This is a genomic window from Streptomyces luteogriseus, assembly GCF_014205055.1.
In the GTDB taxonomy this organism is placed as follows: domain Bacteria; phylum Actinomycetota; class Actinomycetes; order Streptomycetales; family Streptomycetaceae; genus Streptomyces; species Streptomyces luteogriseus.
This window is the reverse complement of sequence record NZ_JACHMS010000001.1, coordinates 5792632-5810774: the sequence shown is the minus strand read 5'-3', so window position 1 is coordinate 5810774 and position 18143 is coordinate 5792632. Positions and strand designations below refer to the sequence as shown.

The window sequence follows — 18143 nt, the reverse complement described above, 5'->3', positions numbered from 1 at the left end:
GGCCCCTCAGACCTTCGGCTGCGCGCTCGTCGCCAGCGTGCCGCACAGTGCCGTCGCGCTGCCCGTGGCGTACGGGTCGGTGCCGGCGGGGCCGCCCTCCTTGGCCGTCTGGCCGGCCAGGAGGGGGCGGAGGTGGTTCGTGGAGTCCTCGGCACAGGAGAGCGGGCCGGCCTGGACGTAGGAGACGACGAGCTGGGTCTGGTGCAGGCGCAGGTCGTCGCGGTCGAAGCGGAAGTGCAGCTCGCGCCGCAGGGTGAACAGGGACACCTCGTCCTTGCCGCCGGAGCCGGACCCGGTCGCCCGCAGCGCGTACACGAACGTGTGGTCGGCGGTGACCTCGAGCGTGGACGAGTCGGCCTCGGCGGCCTGCAGCGTGCCCTGGACCCGGACCCTGTGGTCGGCGAGCTCGGCCCTCGAGGGGTCGAAGCGGACCAGCCAGCCGGTGGGCGCGTGCCGTCCGTCGGCGGTGGGGCGGGCGAAGCTCTGGTCGAACTGGTCCAGTTGCTCGGGGTCGAGCAGCACACGGACGGCCCGGACCTCGCCGCCCGTGAGCACCTCCGGGTCGAGGGCCGACCGCACGATGTAGTCCTTGGCGGTGCTCAGGGCACTCACGACCTGGCTGTCCGAGAAGTGCGCGGTGCGCCGCGAGGCGGGCAGCGGTACGCCCTCCGCGCCGGTCCGGAACTGGGCGGCGGGGCTGTGCTCGTACAGGTACGCCAGGTCGGCCCTGCCGGGCACCTTGCCCTCGGGGGCGAGCGGGATGACGGTCATCCGGAGAGGCTCGACGGGCTCGCGGGCGGCGGGGGCCTGGTAGGGGTGCCGTACGCCCATGTAGATGGCGGTGCCGAAGGCGACGGCGATCAGCAGGACCAGGACCAGGGCCTGCCGGGACAGGCCCCGGCGCAGGGGCGGCCGGCGACGCACGGCGGGCGCGTGGTCGGCGATGCGCTCCTGCGCGGAGAACTCCTGGAGGCGGGCAGCACGGACGAACGACTCGTCGAAGACGACGGATCGGTACTCGTCCTCTCCACCTCCGGGGGCGCCCTCGGGACTCCCCTCAGGTGGGTTTCCAGGCCCGCCCATATCTTCAGGGTAGGTCGCCGGAAGCTCGGGTAAACGCCCGGCTGCTCCACAAGTTCTGACAGGTTCTCACCAGGATGGGCGGGTTCCGGTCAGGGGCTGCGGGGGATCACGGAGACGGCCGGCTGGGAGTAGTCGGCGGACGCCGAGGGGGAGGCTCCGCCGCCCTGTTCCAGGCCGGCCGAGGCGGGCGGCGGCGCGGGCTCGTCCCGGTTGGAGGACGCGCCGCGGTAGACCGCCGTGAAGGCCAGGGCGACCATGCCGATGCCCATCACGAGGGCGAGCAGCCAGGCGACGGGGCGGTGCCAGCGGACCTGTTTGGAGTACGGCCCGGTGCTGCCGTAGTGGCCTTCGACGACGTCGAGCTCGTCGAGCTCGGGGTCATGGCCGAAATCGCCGCGCCCGTCCGGACCGTACAGATCGTCGTAGCGCTCGCCTCTGGTGTGGGCGCGGCGCGACTCGGCCTCGGAGGCCTCGGCTCTCGCCTGTGCGGCGGCCAGGAGGCGCTCCACCGCTGTCGGCTCGTGCACCACGGCCGCGCGTACGAAGGCCTCGTCGAAGACCACGGAGGCGAACTCTTCGTCCGACACCCCGCGGTCGTGGTCGTCGTCGGGCTCCCGGCCGTCCGGAAACGGCGTGCCCCCCACGTCCTCCGGCACGAATCCAGAGTAGACCTGGGGGGTCAATTTGGGCAGACGGTACGGAAATTCATCCGCCGGTCGGGGCGGCTCGCGCCGGGGTGTGCAGGGCGCACGCCCGCTCGGTACTCCTGTCGCGCACGCCTGCGCCATTCGGGTGACCCTGCACGCTCATGCGGTTCTCCGCATAGGCCCGCGCTCCGGAGAGCGTGGGCCGGCATCGTCAGCGCCGTACGTGCCCGTCCCCGGTGACGATGTACTTCGTGCTGGTCAGCTCCGGCAGGCCCATGGGGCCGCGGGCGTGCAGCTTCTGCGTGGAGATGCCGATCTCGGCGCCGAAGCCGAACTGGCCGCCGTCCGTGAAGCGGGTGGAGGCGTTCACGGCGACGGTGGTGGAGTCGACCAGCTGGGTGAAGCGGCGGGCGGCCTGCTGGGAGGTCGTCACGATGGCCTCGGTGTGGCCGGAGGTCCACAGCCGGATGTGCTCGACCGCCTTGTCCAGGGAGTCCACGACCGCGGCGGCGATGTCGTACGACAGGTACTCGGTCTCCCAGTCCTCGGCCGTCGCCTCGACGACGGTGGCCTTGGAGTCCTTGGCGTAGGCCTGCACGCGCTCGTCGGCGTGCACGGTGACCCCCGCCTCCGCGAGGGCGTCCAGGGCGCGGGGCAGGAACTCGGCAGCGATGTCCTGGTGGACCAGCAGCGTCTCGGCGGCGTTGCAGACGCCGACCCGATGGGCCTTGGAGTTGATCAGGATCTCGACGGCCATGTCGAGGTCGGCCTGCGCGTCGACGTAGACGTGGCAGTTGCCGGTGCCGGTCTCGATGACCGGGACGACGGACTCCTGGACGACCGTGTTGATCAGGGAGGCACCGCCGCGCGGGATCAGTACGTCGACCAGGCCGCGGGCGCGCATCAGCTCGCGCACGCTGTCGCGGCTCTCACCGGGGACGAGCTGGATGGCGTCGGCGGGCAGCCCGGCCCCGCCGACGGCGTCGCGCAGGACGCGCACGAGGGCGGTGTTCGACTGGTACGCCGAGGAGGAGCCGCGCAGCAGGACCGCGTTGCCGGACTTCAGGCAGAGGGCCGCGGCGTCGACGGTGACATTGGGGCGGCCCTCGTAGATGATCCCGACGACGCCGAGCGGCACGCGGACCTGGCGCAGGTCGATGCCGTTGGGCAGCGTGGAGCCGCGGACGACCTCGCCGACCGGGTCGGGCAGGGCGGCGACGTCGCGCACGTCGGAGGCGATGGCGCGGATCCGCTCGGGGGTGAGCGTGAGCCGGTCGATCATGCCCTCGCTGATGCCGGCCTCACGGGCCTTGGCGACGTCCTTGGCGTTGGCCTCAACGACCTCGCTCGCACGGACCTCCAGCGCGTCCGCGATGGCGAGCAGCGCGTCGTCCTTCTCGGCCCGGGGCAGCGGCGCGAGGGTCGCGGCGGCGGCCTTGGCGCGGTAGGCGGCCTCGGTGACCGGGGACATGGAGTCGTACGGCGAAAGCGTGGTCATGGGGAAAGCGTAGTGCGCCGGGCGGATCCGTTCATCGCGCGTTTCACACCCCGAGACGCTGCCCGGACCGGATCAAAACGGGTGAACTCCGACCGGCGAGGCCGGCGGCGGCCCGTATCCCTCCGCGATGCGCTGGTGGTAGGTGGCGCGGTCGATGACCTCCAGGCCGACGATCTCCCAGGGCGGCAGCCCGGCGGTCTGCCGGTGCTCGCCCCACAGGCGCAGGGCGACGGCGGCCGCGTCGTGCAGGTCGCGGGCCTCCTCCCAGTAGCGGATCTCCGCGTGGTCGACCGCGTACCGGCTGGTCAGGAAGAAGGGATGGTCATGGGCGAGCTGTTCCAGGGCGCGCCGGACCTCCGGGAGCGGGGCCTCCTTGCCGGAGACGCTGAGGGTGACGTGCCACAGCCGCGGGGTGTCGCCGGGTTCCTCGCCCCGGAACCGGTCCCCGGCCGCCACGCTCGTCAGGGCGCGCTCCTCACCGGCCGCACGGGAGCCGGCACCACCGCGGGACGCCTGAGTCCCAGGGCGCACTCGTCTCACGACGGCCTCCTTTGCACAGTGGCGCTGCTGCGGAACAGTTTCCCTGGGACAAAGTTGAGCAGGCCGCAAGGGATCGCGGGGCGGTTTTGCGGAACGTCCACCACCGGGGGCGGACGTTTCGACCCATTACGGGTGCAGGACCACCAGGTCGTCCCTGTGTACGACCTCGCGTTCGTACGCGGGTCCGAGTTCGCGGGCCAGTTCCCGGGTCGAGCGGCCGATGAGCCGGGGGATCTCCTTGGCGTCGAAGTTGACCAGCCCGCGGGCCACCGCGTGGCCCGTGCGGTCTCGCAGCTCGACCGGGTCGCCGGCGCTGAACTCGCCCTCGACGGCGGCGATCCCGGCCGGCAGCAGCGACTTGCGGCGGTCCACGACGGCCTGCACGGCGCCGTCGTCCAGGGTCAGCGCGCCCTGCGGGGTGGAGGCGTGCTGGAGCCACAGCAGCCGGTCGGCGGAGCGCTTGCCGGTGGGGTGGAAGAAGGTGCCGGTGTCCTGGCCGGTCAGGGCGTCGGCCGCGTGGACGGTGCTGGTGAGGACGACGGGGACGCCGGCGGCCGCGGCGATCCGGGCGGCCTCGACCTTGGTGACCATGCCGCCGGTGCCGACGCCGGCCTTGCCGGTGCTGCCGATCTCGACGTGTGCGAGGTCGGAGGGGTCACGCACCTCGCCGATGCGGGAGGTGCCGGGCTTCGCGGGGTCCCCGTCGTAGACGCCGTCCACGTCGGACAGCAGGACCAGCAGGTCGGCGTGGACGAGGTGGGCGACGAGGGCGGCGAGGCGGTCGTTGTCGCCGAAGCGGATCTCGTCCGTGGCGACGGTGTCGTTCTCGTTGACGATCGGGAAGGCACCCATCGCGAGCAGCTTGTCGAGGGTGCGCGAGGCGTTGCGGTGGTGCGAGCGGCGGCTCATGTCGTCGGAGGTCAGCAGGACCTGCCCGACGCGGACGCCGTAGCGGGCGAACGAGGCGGTGTAGCGGGCGACCAGCAGGCCCTGGCCGACGCTGGCGGCGGCCTGCTGCCGGGCCAGGTCCTTGGGGCGACGGCGCAGGCCCAGCGGTGCCAGACCGGCGGCGATGGCGCCCGAGGAGACCAGGACGATCTCGCGTTCCCCGCCGCTGCGGACCTTGGCGAGAACGTCGACCAGCGCGTCCACCCGGTCCGCGTCCAGGCCGCCCGAGGCGGTGGTCAGCGAGGAGGACCCGACCTTGACGACGATCCTGCGGGCCTCGCCCACGGCCTGCCTTGCCCCTGCCACGTCGCCGTCCGTCCCCTCGTGTCGATTCGGTCGCTCACCTGGAAATCTACGGGACGGCCGGACGGGGTGCGGCGCCGGTCCACGCTACGGACGGTGCCGTCGGCGTCACAGGAGCGCCGCCACCCCTTCTCCGGCCTCGCCTCACGGCCCGCCGGCTTCGTCACCCCTCGCTCCACGGCCTGTCGCCTTCCTCGAACCTTCTCCCGCCTTCTCCGACCCCGCCCACGACAGGAACACGATCTTCCGCTACGGTCCGACCACACGTGCGACGGCAGCCGTCCCCACACCCCGACGACACGCGCGTGTCGTCGGGAGGTCGCCGCGCGTTAACCCGGACGGCCGACCTGCGCCGACCCGACGCTCCTGGAGTGACCGCAGTGCCCGTACCTCTCCCCCGCCCGCAGGCCCTCCTCAAGGGGCTGGTCACCGTCGTCCTGGCCGCCGCGTTCGCCGCACAGGCGGTCGCGGCGCTGCTGCCCCACGTTCCGCTGCTGATCGCCGCGACGGCCGTCTCCCTGGCCACCGAGGGCGTTCTGTACCGCTGGCAGCGCGGGGTGCTGTCGCTGTTCGCCAAGTCGCTCGCGGACATCACCGTGCGGCACGTCCTGCGGGACCTGCTGCTGGTCGTGGCCCTGCTGCGGCTCGGCGAGCAGGACCGGGAGACGGTGTACGCCCCGCTGGTGGCCGGGCTGCTCGTCTTCTACGTGCTGCACTGCGCGATCCAGGCGGTCTCCGTGCTGGTCCGCCGCACCCGCACCCTGCCCGTGGTGACCCGGAACATCGACGCCTCGGCGCTGCGTCTGTCCCCGGCACCGCACGTGCTGCTGCGCCGGCCCGGCCACCGGCTGCTGGTGTTCGGCCTGCCGGCGACGGCCGGGCTGCTGGCCAGCGCGCCGGGCGACCGGCCGGTCTACGCGGCGGCGGGCATCGCGCTCTCCCTCGTCCTCGGGCTGACCGGCCTCGGTGCGCTGCTCCTGCGCCTGCTGCCGGGCCGCCGCCCGGCGGACGAGCAGGAGGTGCTCGACTGGTTCGACGCGTGGCTGGCCGCGTACCGGCCGACCGCCGGCCTGTACTTCTCCGGCGGTGCCTCCTCGGCCTATCAGGCGAACATGTGGCTGGAGCCGCTCGCCGGGCTGGACGGCAGGCCGGTCATCATCCTGCGCGAACGGTTCATGGTGCAGAAGATCGCGGCGACGGACATCCCGATCGTGTGTCTGCCGAAGGTGTCGACGCTGATGCGCCTGGAGCACTCCACGCTCCAGGTCCTCATCCACCCGTCGAACTCCGGCAAGACCTCCCAGGTGCTGCGCATCCCCACGATCAAGCACACCTTCGTCAACCACGGCGAGAGCGACAAGCTGTCGTCCTGCAACCCGTACGCGAAGGCGTACGACGAGGTGTGGGTGGCCGGGCCCGCCGCGCGCGAGCGCTACGCCCTGGCCGAGGTCGGGGTCGAGGACAAGGACGTGGTGGAGACGGGCCGCCCGCAGCTGGACGGCGTGCTGCCCTACGCGGGCCCGCCGGCCGGGCCGCGCACGACCGTGCTGTACGCGCCGACCTGGGAGGGCTGGGACGGCAACCCCGGCAACACCTCGGTGATCGCGGCCGGCGAGAACCTGGTGCGGGCACTGCTCGCGGACCCGGGCGTGCGGCTGCTGTACAAGCCGCATCCGCTGACGGGCTCGGTGGACCCGCGCGCGGGCGCGGCCGATCTGCGGATCCGGGAGCTGATCCGGGCGGCCAACCGGGAACGGGCGGGGGCGCGGCCCTCGGACAGCGCGGAACTCACCCTTCGCACCGCCGAGCTGGACCGGCTCACCACATCGGTGTTCCGGGCCGGGGCGGACACCGTGGAGCGGATGCTGGTGCAGGCGGAGCCGGAGCCGGGCCGCGCGGAGGCGGTGGCACGGGCGACGGCCGCGTGGGAGGAGGCGTACTGGGCCTCGCTGCCGGAGGGCGAGCACCAGATCATCACGGACGCCCGTCCCACGCTGTACTCCTGCTTCAACGTGTCCGACCTGCTGATCAGCGATGTGTCGAGCGTGATCAGCGACTTCCTCGCGAGTGCGAAGCCGTACGCCGTGGCCAACACCAGCGGGCTCCCCGAGGACGCCTTCCGTGCGGCGTTCCCGACGGTGATGGCGGCGACCGTGCTGACGCCCGACGCCGCCGGGGTGCCGGACCTGCTGGACGCCGTCCGGCACCCGGAGCGCGACGAACTGGCCGAGGCACGCGCCGAGTTGAAGCTGCGGCTGCTCGGCCCGGCGGAGCCGTCGTCGCAGGAGCGTTTCAACGAGGCCGTCCGGGCGCTGTGCGGGGCTGCCCGGGACCACCGGGTACGGGTGGCGGAGCGCCTGGCCGCGGTACCCGGTCAGCGCACCGCGGCCGAGGTTCCGACCGCGCCGCGTTGAGCGGAAGACGCGCGGTCACGCCGTCGGGCGGCGGTACGCGGTGGTCCCGGGCAGCGCCGAGCGGCGGCACCCGTGGTCACGCCGCGTGCCGCACCTCGCGGGACGTCAGCACCCGCCGCGCCTTGCGGACCGCCCTGCGCATGAAGGTGTCGACACCACCCTCGCGGTAGCCCGGGAAGGCCCGGGCCTCCCGGGGCTCGGCGAGGTAGACCGAGTCGGGGACCCCGGCGGCGCGGTCCCGGAAGTGCGGGTAGACCAGGTACACACGGCGGCCCTTCCTCTCCAGGAGGGCCGCCGCCTGCTTCTTGGCCTTGACGAACTTCACGACGTCCGGCAGCAGTTCGGGGCGCTGCTCGGCGACCAGGTGCAGCCGCAGCCGCTCGTGGACCTTGAGGCGCCGGGCTACGCCCTCGGTCCAGTAGGTGTCCATCAGCGGCTTGGCGAGCTCGAACTTGTGCCGGCGGATCTCCTCGCTGTCCGTCAGGTACTTGGGCCCGAACTGCGGCAGCAACGTGACGAGGAAGGGCCGGACCATCAACTGGTCACGCCGGCCGCCCGCGGGGACGAGCTCGGCGATGAGCTCCATCAGGGCCCGCGCGGAGTCGAAGCGCAGGGTGTAACTGCCGCTCTTCGTCACGTGCTTGCCGTCGTCGCGGCCGACCAGGTAGTAGCAGGTGTGGTCGGCGATCACGGAGACGCCGTCCGCCCGCAGGTACGCCTCCATGGTGAACAGCGCGTCCTCGCCGGTGAACAGCGACTCGTCGAAGCGCATGCCGTGCTGATCCAGCAGTGCGCGGCGGAACAGCTTCTGCGCGCTGAGCGTGAACTTGATGTTGGAGGAGAAGACGTCCGTCCGCTCCACCGTCTTGCCCCACATGGATTTCGGTGCCGAGCGGTTGACGCCCTCGACCTTGCCGAGCACCACGTCCGTGCCCGCGCGGTCGGCCATGTCGACCATGCGCTCCAGGGCCTCGGGGCCCAGCCGGTCGTCCGCGTCGAGGAAGAACACATAGCGCCCGGTGGCCTTGCCCAGGCCCACGTTGCGCGGGCCGCTGGGGCCGCCGGAATTCTCCTGCCGGATCACCAGGACGTGCATGGGAGCGCGCTCGGCGAACTCCTCCAGGTACTCCCCCGTCCCGTCCGTCGACCCGTCGTCCACCGCGATGACCTCGACGCGTGTCGGATCGATGGTCTGTGCCTCGACGGACGCGAGGCACTCGATCAGATACGGCATCGCTTCGTACGCACCGATGATCACACTCACATCAGGCTGCGCCACGGCCACGTTTCCCCCTAGTCAATGGGATATTCCCCCCGTATCGCCTCATTCGCTACTTGATAGACGGGTGATCGAGGCAAGCGGTTGCCTCGCACACGGGTGTTAGTGGGACACGTCACACATTGAGCCGACAGGACCCGGGAAGCAGAAAGAGTTCGGCCCCGAGGAGATTCTCCTCGGGGCCGAACTCTTCAGTCAGCGGCCGAAGTTCAGGCCGTCCCGACCCCGTCCGTGTCACCGGCCGCGGCCACCCGCTGCCCGGGCACGGCGTTCGCCAGCTCGGCCTCGGTCTCCGCGAGGGCGGCCGCGTCCCGTGACTGCTGGCCCAGGTTGCGGGTCTCGGCCTTGAGAGCGAGGTTCGCGACGGCGGTGTTGAACTGCTCCAGGGAACTCGGCTCGTCCGGGCCCAGGAGGTACTGCTTGAGCTCCTTGCGGTCCTCGGCCAGCTGGTCGTCCTCCGGGGCGCGGACCGCGCCGAGCAGCTCGCCCAGCTCGGACGCGCTGTTGGACAGGATCACCGCGGCACGCACCGCCGTGTTGTTCCGCTTGAACTCCTCGACGCCCACCTCGGCGGAGTCGGTGACCGCGTACGGCTTGCCGCTCGCGATGAAGTCGGACACCACGCTGGAGATGTCGGAAACCATCGCGTCGGAGACGTTGAAGCAGTCGTACAGCCGCGGCTCGGCGCCGGTGATGACGCGGTGCTCCCAGGACGGGAAGGAACGCCAGTAGGCGTCGTTCCACTCGGCGCGCAGCCGGGCGGTCTCCTCGTACCGGGCGACGTCGACCAGCCCGTCACGGGTGGCCACGGCCTCGTCGCCGCGGTCGCCGCGGGAGCCGGACAGCTGCGCGAGCCGGGCCTCGATCCGCTCCAGCTCGGCCTTGGCCTGCGCCTGGGCGGCGGTGTCGGCGATGAAGCGCGTGTTGATGGCGCGCTCCGCGGCGGCCTTCTGCACCAGGGCGGTGATCCGCCGGTGCGCGGCGCCGGCCTCCTTGCTGACGTTGCCGGTGAACGGGTGCGGCTTGTACAGGACACGGACCGGCGGGTCGGCCTGCACGAGCTGCTGCACGATGTTCTCACCGGCCAGCACGACCGAGGTGTTGCCCGGGTTGCCGTCCCAGCCCTCCCAGGTGGGGGCGTACAGCACGGTCGGGATACGGCCCTCGGGCACGCCCTGCCAGGTCTGGATCGGGGCGAGCTGCGGGCGGCCGACCTCGACGATGTCGTCGTCGCGGACACCGACGTCGGCGATGGCGTAGCGGTCGCGGCCCGCGCGGCCGGCCGTCCACACCTCGTCGTAGACCTTGCTGTACGGGTTGACGCTGGCGAGCTTGTCGCTGTCGCCGTGGCCGATGAAGACGTGCTTGATCGTGGGCACGCGCAGCATGTGGATGTTCTTGCCGACGTTCGCCGCGTAGAGCGCCACCCGCACCGTGGACAGGTCCATGTTCATCAGGTGCACCCCTCCGGGCACGCAGATGACGGGGACCGTGGTGGGCGCGAGGTTGTTCAGGATGGCCCGCTCACGCAAGATGATCAGCGGCTTGGACTCCAGCTTCTCCATGGTGTCGAGCCACATGTTGACCTGGTAGGCGGAGTCCTTCGAACCAGAGAAGTACAGGACCGTCTCCGGCTTGTACTCGCCCAGCCAGTCGTCGACGGCGGCCAGAACCTTCTCGGCGTTCGGCGGGATCTTCCGGCCGCGCACGTACGGCACGAGGGCCAGGACGTACAGGGTGGCCAGGGCCACCGTGACGCCGATGCCGATGAAGCCGATCAGGGACGACTTGACCTGCGCGGCGACCAGGATGCCGACGACCGCCACGACGTCGAGGTGGAGCATCTTCTCGGCGGAGCGGTGCAGCAGCCTGCGCGGCGGGGCGTCCGGGATCCGGATGCGCGAGGCCAGGTCGACGTTCCGGGTGGCGACCGGCATGCGGCGGCGGTTGCGGATCAGCTGGACCAGTGCGCCGTGCGGGGCCTGGAGGCCGTAGAAGGCGATGAAGCAGGCGATCGCCCCGTAGTAGATCAGGTTGTCCGCGAGGGACAGCCGGGCCAGCAGCAGGACGAGCAGCAGCTGCCGTATCAGGAAGCGGATCGACAGTCCGGCCCGGACCTTGCCGAGGCGGTTGATCAGGTAGCTGCCCTTGCGGTGCAGATAGTGGTCCGCCAGGTACGTCACGGCGGCCGCTGCCGCGAAGGCGGGAACGCTCGGGACGAGCGCGGCCAGCATGAGGGCGGGGAAGCCCGCCACCATGAGGATCGCCGCGGCCAGCTCGGCCGCGCTGCCCACCCGGGCGACGCGAATAGCGGTGGATATCACGGAGAAACCTGCTCTTGGGAGGGGTGTGCCGGTCTTGTTTCTAGAATGCGGCTGGTCTGTGAATATTCGCGAGACTGTATGGATTCAGGCCCCTGCGAACACTCCGTTCGACGACAAAAGCCGTTGACAGGAGGGCGCAGAGGCCTGAATTACTGAAGTCTATTTGGCGCCAATTATTACACGCCGTCCTGCCGGTCCAGCACCGTGGCGAGTGCCTGCTCGAAGCCGGAGGCCCGGGCCGCGCCGGCCGTGGGGTCCTGCTGGCGGACGTCGATGACGTGGCCGGTGAGCTCGGAGAGCAGCACGTCGAGCGAGGTGCGGGCCACGGCCTCGGAGGACAGCAGTGAACCCGCGGGCTCCTGGCCGAACGCCTTGGTGCGCATGGGCGTGGCGGTGCGCTCGGGGTTGATGCAGTTGACGCGGACACCGTCGCCGGCCCACTCGTCGGACAGGGCCTGGGTGAGGTTCACCATGGCGGCCTTGGTGGAGGAGTACAGGCTGTACTCGGCGCGGCCCCGGGTGTAGCTGCTGGAGGTGTAGAGCAGCAGCTGGCCGTTGGTCTCGGACAGGTACTTGTACGACGACCGGGCGATCTGCACCGGGGCGAGGTAGTTGACCTTCAGCGCCTCCTCGATGGTGGCGTTGTCGGTCTCGGCGAGCTTGCCTATGCGCAGCACACCGGCGGTGTTGACCACGTAGTCGATGCGGCCGGTCTCGGCGTACGCCTTGGACAGGGCGTCGTCGACCTCCTCCGGGTTCTCCACGTGCGTGCCGGTGGTGGAGCGGCCCAGGGCGTAGACCTTGGCGCCGTAGGACTCGGCGAGCTCGGCGATGTCCTTGCCGATGCCGTAGCTGCCGCCGAAGACGACCATGGTCTTGCCGGTCAGCAGCTCGCGGTAGGCCTCCTCGGAGACCTGCTCGGGCGCGGCCGTGGAGGCCAGCTGGAAGAGCTTGTCGGCGATGAAGACGTCGACGGGCTGGGTGACCTTCATGTTGTACTCGTCACCCGCGACCACGTGGATCGGCACGTCCGGCAGGTACTTGAGCACGACGGAGCAGTCGTCGGTCGCCTGGAAGTTGGGGTCACCGGCGGCGACCTCGTAGGCCCGCTTGATCGTGGACAGCTTGAAGGCCTGCGGCGTCTGGCCGCGGCGCAGCCGGGAGCGGTCCGGGATCTCGGTGATGAACTCGCCGTCCTCGCCGTGCGTGCGCGTGACGATGATGGTGTCCGCGGACGGGATGGCCACGTCGACGGCCTGGTAGCGCTCCAGCGCGACGACGCAGTCGTCGATGACGCGCTGCGAGAGCAGGGGGCGCACGGCGTCGTGGAAGAGGACGTTGGCGTCCTCGCCCTCGGCCAGGCCCTCGCCCAGCGCGGCGATGGCGCGCTCGGTGGTCTCGTTCCGCGTGGAGCCGCCCTCGATGACCTTCGAGACCTTCTTGAGCCCGGCCTTCGCGACGATCTTCTCGATGTCGGGCACGTAACCCGGCGCCATCAGCACGATGATGTCGTCGATCGAGTCGGCGTTCTCGAAGGTGGTCAGCGTGTGCTCGATGACTGCCTTGCCGGCGATCTTCAGCAGCTGCTTGGGGATCGACAGACCCACGCGCTGGCCGGTGCCACCGGCCAGGATCACTGCGGTGGTACGGGGCTTGGCTATGTGCTGGGACACAGGTGACCTACCTTGGGGCGACAGGGAACTTGGAAATGGTCCCACTTGTGGTTACCGCAATGCAAGGTGAGCGACCTCCACCGCATATGTGCGCGCAACCTCTCATTCACCTGGCGACGCCGCTGATTGCGAGACGGTTGCGCGATCCCCGGGGAAATGCGCTGTGAGTAACTGCACAGAAGCTCAGTGGCAGCGGAGCCGCTCGGGGCGGCGGTGACCGAGGGGCCCTCACGGGCTCCTTGGGACGATGTCCTGTGCACGGTACGCGCTTTGACGGCGCCCCGTGCACCACGGCCGCCGCTCGCCGGGGCGGTCACGGGGCCGCGGTGTACGGATCCGCACCTTCCCGGGACGCATGGCGGCACGCGTTCTTCATGCGGGCCGACCGCGAATACCGCTCTACCGGCGGCTCATTGCCGCGGAATTCCCGGTTGCGACTGCGCAGCATTTCGGTCTCGGCCAGAGCAATACACCGCGGGGCCGGGTCGGACTTCTCACAGGGCTCACACGTCCCTACGACGACATAGGGCCCGGGACTCCGAAGAGTCCCGGGCTCACGCGCCTCGCGGACCGGGTCAGACGACCTCGACGCCCGGCCGGCCCGCCTCGACCCGCAGCCTCGCCAGCGTGCTCGCCGTCGCGTCCGGCCGCCGTACGGTGTCGACCACTCTCACCTGGGCGTCGATGCCGTCACGGCGGACGTCGAAGAGGTGGTAGCCGCGGTGCGCGTCGAGCAGCTTCCAGTGCGGGTTGTCCGGGCGCCGCGGGTCCCACTCCCTGCGGAAGGCGGCCTGGTCCTGGTCGCCGTTGCTGGAGATGGAGGTGCCGACGAACTCGGCGCCGACGACGTCGGAGTCCGGGTCGGCGTAGTCCTCCTTGAGGTCGCTGATCATCGTCAGGTGGCGGTCGCCGGAGAGCACCACCGGGTTGCGGACCTGCCTGAACTCTTCGAGGAACCGGTTGCGTTCGGCCTGGTAGCCGTCCCAGGCGTCGTAGAACCAGAGCTTGCCCTCGCCGACCTGGAGGTCCGTCTCGGCCATCATGATCTGGGAGGCGACGAGGTTCCAGCGGGCGGGCGAGTCCTGCAGCCCGTTCAGCAGCCACCGCTTCTGCCGGGCACCGAGCATGGTCAGCGACGGGTCCTGGGCGCCGGCCTGGCTGGTGGCCTGGTCGCTGCGGTACTGGCGGGTGTCCAGGACGTTGAGCCGGGCCAGACGGCCGAACTCCAGGCGGCGGTACATCCGGATGTGCGGGCCGTCCGGGACGGCGCTCGCACGGACCGGCATGTGCTCGTAGAACGCCTGGTAGGCCGCGGTCAGCCGGGCCACGAACGCGTCGTGCGGCTGCTTGTCCGGGTCCTGCGGGATCTCGCCGGCGAAGTCGTTGTCCACCTCGTGGTCGTCGAAGGTCACCACGAAGGGCGCGTTCGCGTGCATCTCCGCGAGGTCCGGGTCGGTGCGGTACTGCGCGTACCGGTTGCGGTACTGGACGAGGCTGAACGGCTCACCGGTGCCCTCGTGCCGCCGTACGCCCGTCGCCGAGGGCGTGGACTCGTAGATGTAGTCGCCGACGAACACCACGACGTCCGGGTCCTGGTCGAGCATGTCTGCGTATGGCGTGAAATAGCCGTGCTGCCAGTTCTGGCAGGAGGCGAGGGCCATGCGCAGGGAGCCACCGGAGCTGTGGGGGTGGGGGGCGGTGCGGGTGCGGCCGACGGGCGAGAGCTGCCCGCTGGTACGGAAGCGGTACCAGTACATACGGTCCGCGCGCAGCCCGCGTACGTCCACGTGAACGCTGTGCCCGTACTCGGGCCGGGCTTGTGCGGTGCCCTGTCGGACGAGCTTTCTGAACCGGGGGTCCTCGGCGAGCTGCCACTCCACCGGCACCGGCCGGTCGGGCATGCCGCCGCCGTTCAGCGGGTCCGGGGCGAGTCTGGTCCACAGCACGATGCCGTCCGGCAGCGGGTCGCCCGAGGAGACGCCGAGGCTGAACACACCGTCGGGCAACGGCGTCTCGGCCGCTCGGGCGGCGGCCGGGAGCCACAGCTGGGCGGAGGCCGCGGCGCCGAGCGCCGCGGCACCTGCGGTCAGAAAGCGGCGTCGGTCGGGGGATACTGCTCCGGTCATCGCTGACTCCCTTACCTCGCTGGCCACATGGACACGGGGAAGCTTCACGCTCGCGGGCGGTCCGCCCGCTGAACGCCGGGGTTCACGTACATGACAACTAAGCAGACAAAGAGAGACTCGCCGCCAGCATCGGAACAAGCCGTTGCCGGGGCGAGTCTGAGGGGTGATCAGTAACGGGTCAGCGCGCGAAACCCCTGCCGAGGGAGGAGCCGCTCTTGACCGTGCCGAGGGTCCCCGCGCCGAAGCTGACCGAGCCGGTCGCGGTGGGAGTGTTCACCGGGTTGGGGAACGCCCAGACTGCGCCGTCCCGGTTCTCGCCGGTGGCGCCGGCGAACAGCTCGGCCCGGCCGTCGCCGTTGACGTCGAGCAGGTTGGTGTCGGCGCCGAAGAAGTCGTTCTGCTCCGCGGTGCCCGGGACGTTCTCGGTGTTCTGGTTCATGCTGAAGGCGCCCTCCCCGGTGAGCCCCTTCTTGCCACCGCGCAGGACGGTGACCTGGCCGGCCGCGTACACCTCGCCGAGGTCCTCGCTCGCACTGCCGGTGGAGACGTCCGCGTAGCCGTCGGCGTCGACGTCACCGACGGAGATGCCCCCGCCGAAACCGTCGGACCACTCCGAACTCCCGGGCACACCCGGGGTTTCCTGCGTGATGATCGTCGTTCGGGAGGTGTCGGGTCCGTTCGCCGAGCCGTGCACGACGCCGATCTGGCCGCCCTTCAGCAGCGGGTCGTCGAGGTCGACTTCGCCGAAGCCGTCGTTCGGGCGGCCGATGACGAGGTCGGCGTACCCGTCCTTGTCCACATCGCCGACGCCGAGGCTCTCGCCGCCACGCATGCGCGTGCCGTCCGCGTTGTTCACCGGGGCGGGGGCGCTCAGGCCGTCATGGGTGCCCCGCAGGAAGACCGCGCGCCGGTGCCTGTAGTCGGGGTCGTGCATGTCGTCGTCGCTGACGTCGTGGATGAGCGCGACCAGGTCCGTGATGCCGTCGTGGTCGACGTCCCCGGCCGCCACGTCGTCCGTGACGTACGCGGGCTCGATGGCCAGGGTCCGGCTCTTCGCGGCACCCGTGGTGCGGTCGAACGGCCCGGACAGCAGGCGGTTGCCGGTGGCGAGGTCCAGATGACCGTCGCCGTCGAAGTCGCCGAGCGCCGGAGTCTCGGGGTCGACCCGGTCCTCCTCGGTGCCGGTGGCCACGGCCGTGCCACCGGACAGGCCCTGCTTCCCGCCCCACAGCACGGCGAGCGTGCCGGCCGCCGTGACGTCTGTGACGCTCTCGCCCGGGGCGCCCACGACCAGGTCGGCGTAGCCGTCGCCGTCCAGGTCGCCGGCGGCGAGACCGTCGCCGTAGTCGTCGTTGGTCTCCGCGGCACCCGGTATGCCCGGGGTGTTCTGGCTGAGGACCTGCTTGTGGGTGAGGTCGAGGCCCTTGGCCGAGCCGTACACGACGGCCACGTAACCGGCCTGGGCCTGGCCGTCGACCTTGCCGCGCGGGGCGGCGACGGCCAGGTCCTGGTAGCCGTCGCCGTTGAAGTCGTCCCGGAGCCTGTCCGCGACGGACGGGGCGGCCGGGGCGGCTTGCGCGGCGGCCACCGGGGTCGTAACGGCCGCGACGACGGCGATGGCCGCGACGACCGCTCGGCCGACCCTGCGCTTGCTCATGGACTGTGGCACGTCAACTCCGTTGCTCCGTCGGGCAGTCACAGTGCCGAGGGGAACAAGATCCCCACCGGCACCACCCTGTACGACTCACCGAAGAACGACTTGGTTGCACCGAAGTCCGTTGCGAATTTGCTCTTTGTTAACTCAGAACGGCTCGAAGTCGTCGAACTCCTGCTGCGCCTCGTCCCGCTCGGCCTGCCGGTCCTTGCGGCGCTGCGCGGCCGGACGCTCCCCTTCGAGGCGGTGGTCCTCACCACGCCGGCCGAGCATCTCGGCCCCGGCCGTCATGGACGGCTCCCAGTCGAAGACGACCGCGTTGTCCTCGGGGCCGATGGCGACGCCGTCACCGCCCCGGGCACCCGCCTTCACCAGCTCCTGCTCGACACCGAGCCGGTTGAGCCGGTCGGCGAGGTATCCGACGGCCTCGTCGTTGTTGAAGTCGGTCTGACGCACCCAGCGTTCGGGCTTCTCGCCCCGCACCCGGAACAGGCCGTCGGCCTCGCGCGTCACGGTGAAACCGGCATCGTCCACGGCCTTGGGCCGGATCACGATCCGGGTCGCCTCTTCCTTCGGCTTCGCGGCCCGCGACTGCGCCACGACCTCCGCGAGCGCGTACGACAGCTCCTTCAGGCCCATGTGCGCCACGGCCGACACCTCGAACACGCGGTAGCCGCGCGCCTCCAGGTCGGGTCGCACCATCTCGGCCAGATCCTTGCCGTCCGGTACGTCGATCTTGTTCAGGACGACCATCCGCGGCCGGTTGTCCAGCCCGCCGTACTGCCGCAGCTCCTCCTCGATGATGTCGAGGTCGGAGACGGGGTCACGCTCGGACTCCAGCGTCGCGGTGTCCAGGACGTGCACGAGCACACTGCACCGCTCCACGTGCCGCAGGAACTCGAGCCCCAGGCCCTTGCCCTGGCTGGCCCCGGGGATCAGCCCGGGCACGTCGGCGATCGTGTACACCGTCGAACCGGCCGTGACGACACCGAGGTTCGGCACGAGCGTGGTGAAGGGGTAGTCGGCGATCTTCGGCTTGGCCGCGCTCAGCACCGAGATCAGCGACGACTTGCCCGCGCTCGGGTACCCGACGAGGGCCACGTCGGCGACGGTCTTCAGCTCCAGGACGACGTCCCGCAGGTCTCCCGGCTCACCGAGCAGCGCGAATCCGGGCGCCTTGCGCCGCGCGGAGGCCAGCGCCGCGTTGCCGAGCCCGCCCCGGCCGCCCTGGGCGGCGACGTACGACGTGCCGTGCCCGACCAGGTCGGCGAGGACGTTGCCCGCCTTGTCCAGCACGACCGTGCCGTCCGGCACCGGCAGGACGAGGTCCTGACCGTCCTTGCCGGAGCGGTTGCCGCCCTCGCCGGGCTTGCCGTTGGTGGCCTTGCGGTGCGGGGAGTGGTGGTAGTCGAGCAGCGTCGTGACCGACTGGTCGACGGTGAGGATCACGTCCCCGCCGCGCCCGCCGTTACCGCCGTCCGGCCCGCCGAGGGGCTTGAACTTCTCACGGTGGACGGAGGCACAGCCGTGACCTCCGCTACCCGCGGCGACGTGCAGCTCGACGCGGTCCACGAAGGTGGTCATGGGATGTGCCTCCAGTTACTACGTGAATGTCTCTTGGGTAACACGCGAAAGGCGGACCCGCTTCCCGTGA

At 70.9% G+C, this 18143-nt stretch carries 12 protein-coding genes; 1 reads left to right on the top strand and 11 read right to left on the bottom strand.

The window, feature by feature from the left end; genetic code table 11:
- Window positions 1–6: 6 nt before the first annotated feature.
- The 5 genes from BJ965_RS25755 to proB form a co-directional block, all read right to left on the bottom strand.
- Window positions 7–1083 carry an SCO2583 family membrane protein gene (locus BJ965_RS25755; protein WP_184911203.1) on the bottom strand — a complete coding sequence of 359 codons (1077 nt, stop codon included), beginning with the start codon at window positions 1081–1083 and terminating at the stop codon, window positions 7–9.
- Between the two features lie 89 nt (window positions 1084–1172).
- Window positions 1173–1739: an SCO2584 family spore wall biosynthesis protein gene (locus BJ965_RS25750; protein WP_449343240.1), complete on the bottom strand. Its 567-nt coding sequence runs from the start codon at window positions 1737–1739 to the stop codon at window positions 1173–1175.
- A 202-nt stretch (window positions 1740–1941) separates the two neighbouring features.
- Window positions 1942–3228, bottom strand: a complete 1287-nt coding sequence (locus BJ965_RS25745) for a glutamate-5-semialdehyde dehydrogenase (RefSeq protein ID WP_184911199.1) — start codon at window positions 3226–3228, stop codon at window positions 1942–1944.
- 72 nt (window positions 3229–3300) lie between these two features.
- Window positions 3301–3759 carry a hypothetical protein gene (locus tag BJ965_RS25740; RefSeq protein WP_161367429.1) on the bottom strand — a complete coding sequence of 153 codons (459 nt, stop codon included), beginning with the start codon at window positions 3757–3759 and terminating at the stop codon, window positions 3301–3303.
- A gap of 135 nt (window positions 3760–3894) precedes the next feature.
- Complete coding sequence (proB, locus tag BJ965_RS25735; protein ID WP_184917548.1) at window positions 3895–5001, bottom strand: glutamate 5-kinase; 1107 nt, start codon at window positions 4999–5001, stop codon at window positions 3895–3897.
- Window positions 5002–5399: 398 nt separating this feature from the next.
- Between proB and BJ965_RS25730 the strand changes: the two genes are divergently transcribed.
- On the top strand, window positions 5400–7433 hold the full coding sequence (locus BJ965_RS25730; RefSeq protein WP_184911197.1) for a hypothetical protein: 2034 nt from the start codon (window positions 5400–5402) through the stop codon (window positions 7431–7433).
- Window positions 7434–7509: 76 nt separating this feature from the next.
- On the opposite strand, the gene BJ965_RS25725 is transcribed toward BJ965_RS25730, so the two are convergent.
- The 6 genes from BJ965_RS25725 to obgE form a co-directional block, all read right to left on the bottom strand.
- On the bottom strand, window positions 7510–8718 hold the full coding sequence (locus tag BJ965_RS25725; protein ID WP_184911195.1) for a glycosyltransferase family 2 protein: 1209 nt from the start codon (window positions 8716–8718) through the stop codon (window positions 7510–7512).
- A gap of 203 nt (window positions 8719–8921) precedes the next feature.
- Window positions 8922–11036 carry a hypothetical protein gene (locus BJ965_RS25720; RefSeq protein WP_313667031.1) on the bottom strand — a complete coding sequence of 705 codons (2115 nt, stop codon included), beginning with the start codon at window positions 11034–11036 and terminating at the stop codon, window positions 8922–8924.
- 176 nt (window positions 11037–11212) lie between these two features.
- Window positions 11213–12709 carry a bifunctional cytidylyltransferase/SDR family oxidoreductase gene (locus BJ965_RS25715; protein WP_030836292.1) on the bottom strand — a complete coding sequence of 499 codons (1497 nt, stop codon included), beginning with the start codon at window positions 12707–12709 and terminating at the stop codon, window positions 11213–11215.
- Window positions 12710–13284: 575 nt separating this feature from the next.
- Complete coding sequence (locus BJ965_RS25710) at window positions 13285–14835, bottom strand: alkaline phosphatase D family protein (protein WP_184911193.1); 1551 nt, start codon at window positions 14833–14835, stop codon at window positions 13285–13287.
- A 178-nt stretch (window positions 14836–15013) separates the two neighbouring features.
- Window positions 15014–16492 carry an FG-GAP-like repeat-containing protein gene (locus BJ965_RS25705; RefSeq protein ID WP_221513218.1) on the bottom strand — a complete coding sequence of 493 codons (1479 nt, stop codon included), beginning with the start codon at window positions 16490–16492 and terminating at the stop codon, window positions 15014–15016.
- Window positions 16493–16636: 144 nt separating this feature from the next.
- Window positions 16637–18073 (bottom strand): GTPase ObgE, encoded by a 1437-nt coding sequence (gene obgE / locus BJ965_RS25700; protein WP_184911189.1) that lies wholly within the window; start codon window positions 18071–18073, stop codon window positions 16637–16639.
- Window positions 18074–18143 lie beyond the last annotated feature (70 nt).

Excerpts from the sequence above, each read along its gene's own strand:
- BJ965_RS25755 (WP_184911203.1), bottom strand. The coding sequence starts at position 1,083 with ATGGGCGGGCCTGGAAACCCACCTGAGGGGAGTCCCGAGGGCGCCCCC.
- BJ965_RS25745 (WP_184911199.1), bottom strand. The coding sequence starts at position 3,228 with ATGACCACGCTTTCGCCGTACGACTCCATGTCCCCGGTCACCGAGGCC.
- BJ965_RS25710 (WP_184911193.1), bottom strand. The coding sequence starts at position 14,835 with ATGACCGGAGCAGTATCCCCCGACCGACGCCGCTTTCTGACCGCAGGT.
- BJ965_RS25705 (WP_221513218.1), bottom strand. The coding sequence starts at position 16,492 with ATGAGCAAGCGCAGGGTCGGCCGAGCGGTCGTCGCGGCCATCGCCGTC.
- obgE (WP_184911189.1), bottom strand. The coding sequence starts at position 18,073 with ATGACCACCTTCGTGGACCGCGTCGAGCTGCACGTCGCCGCGGGTAGC.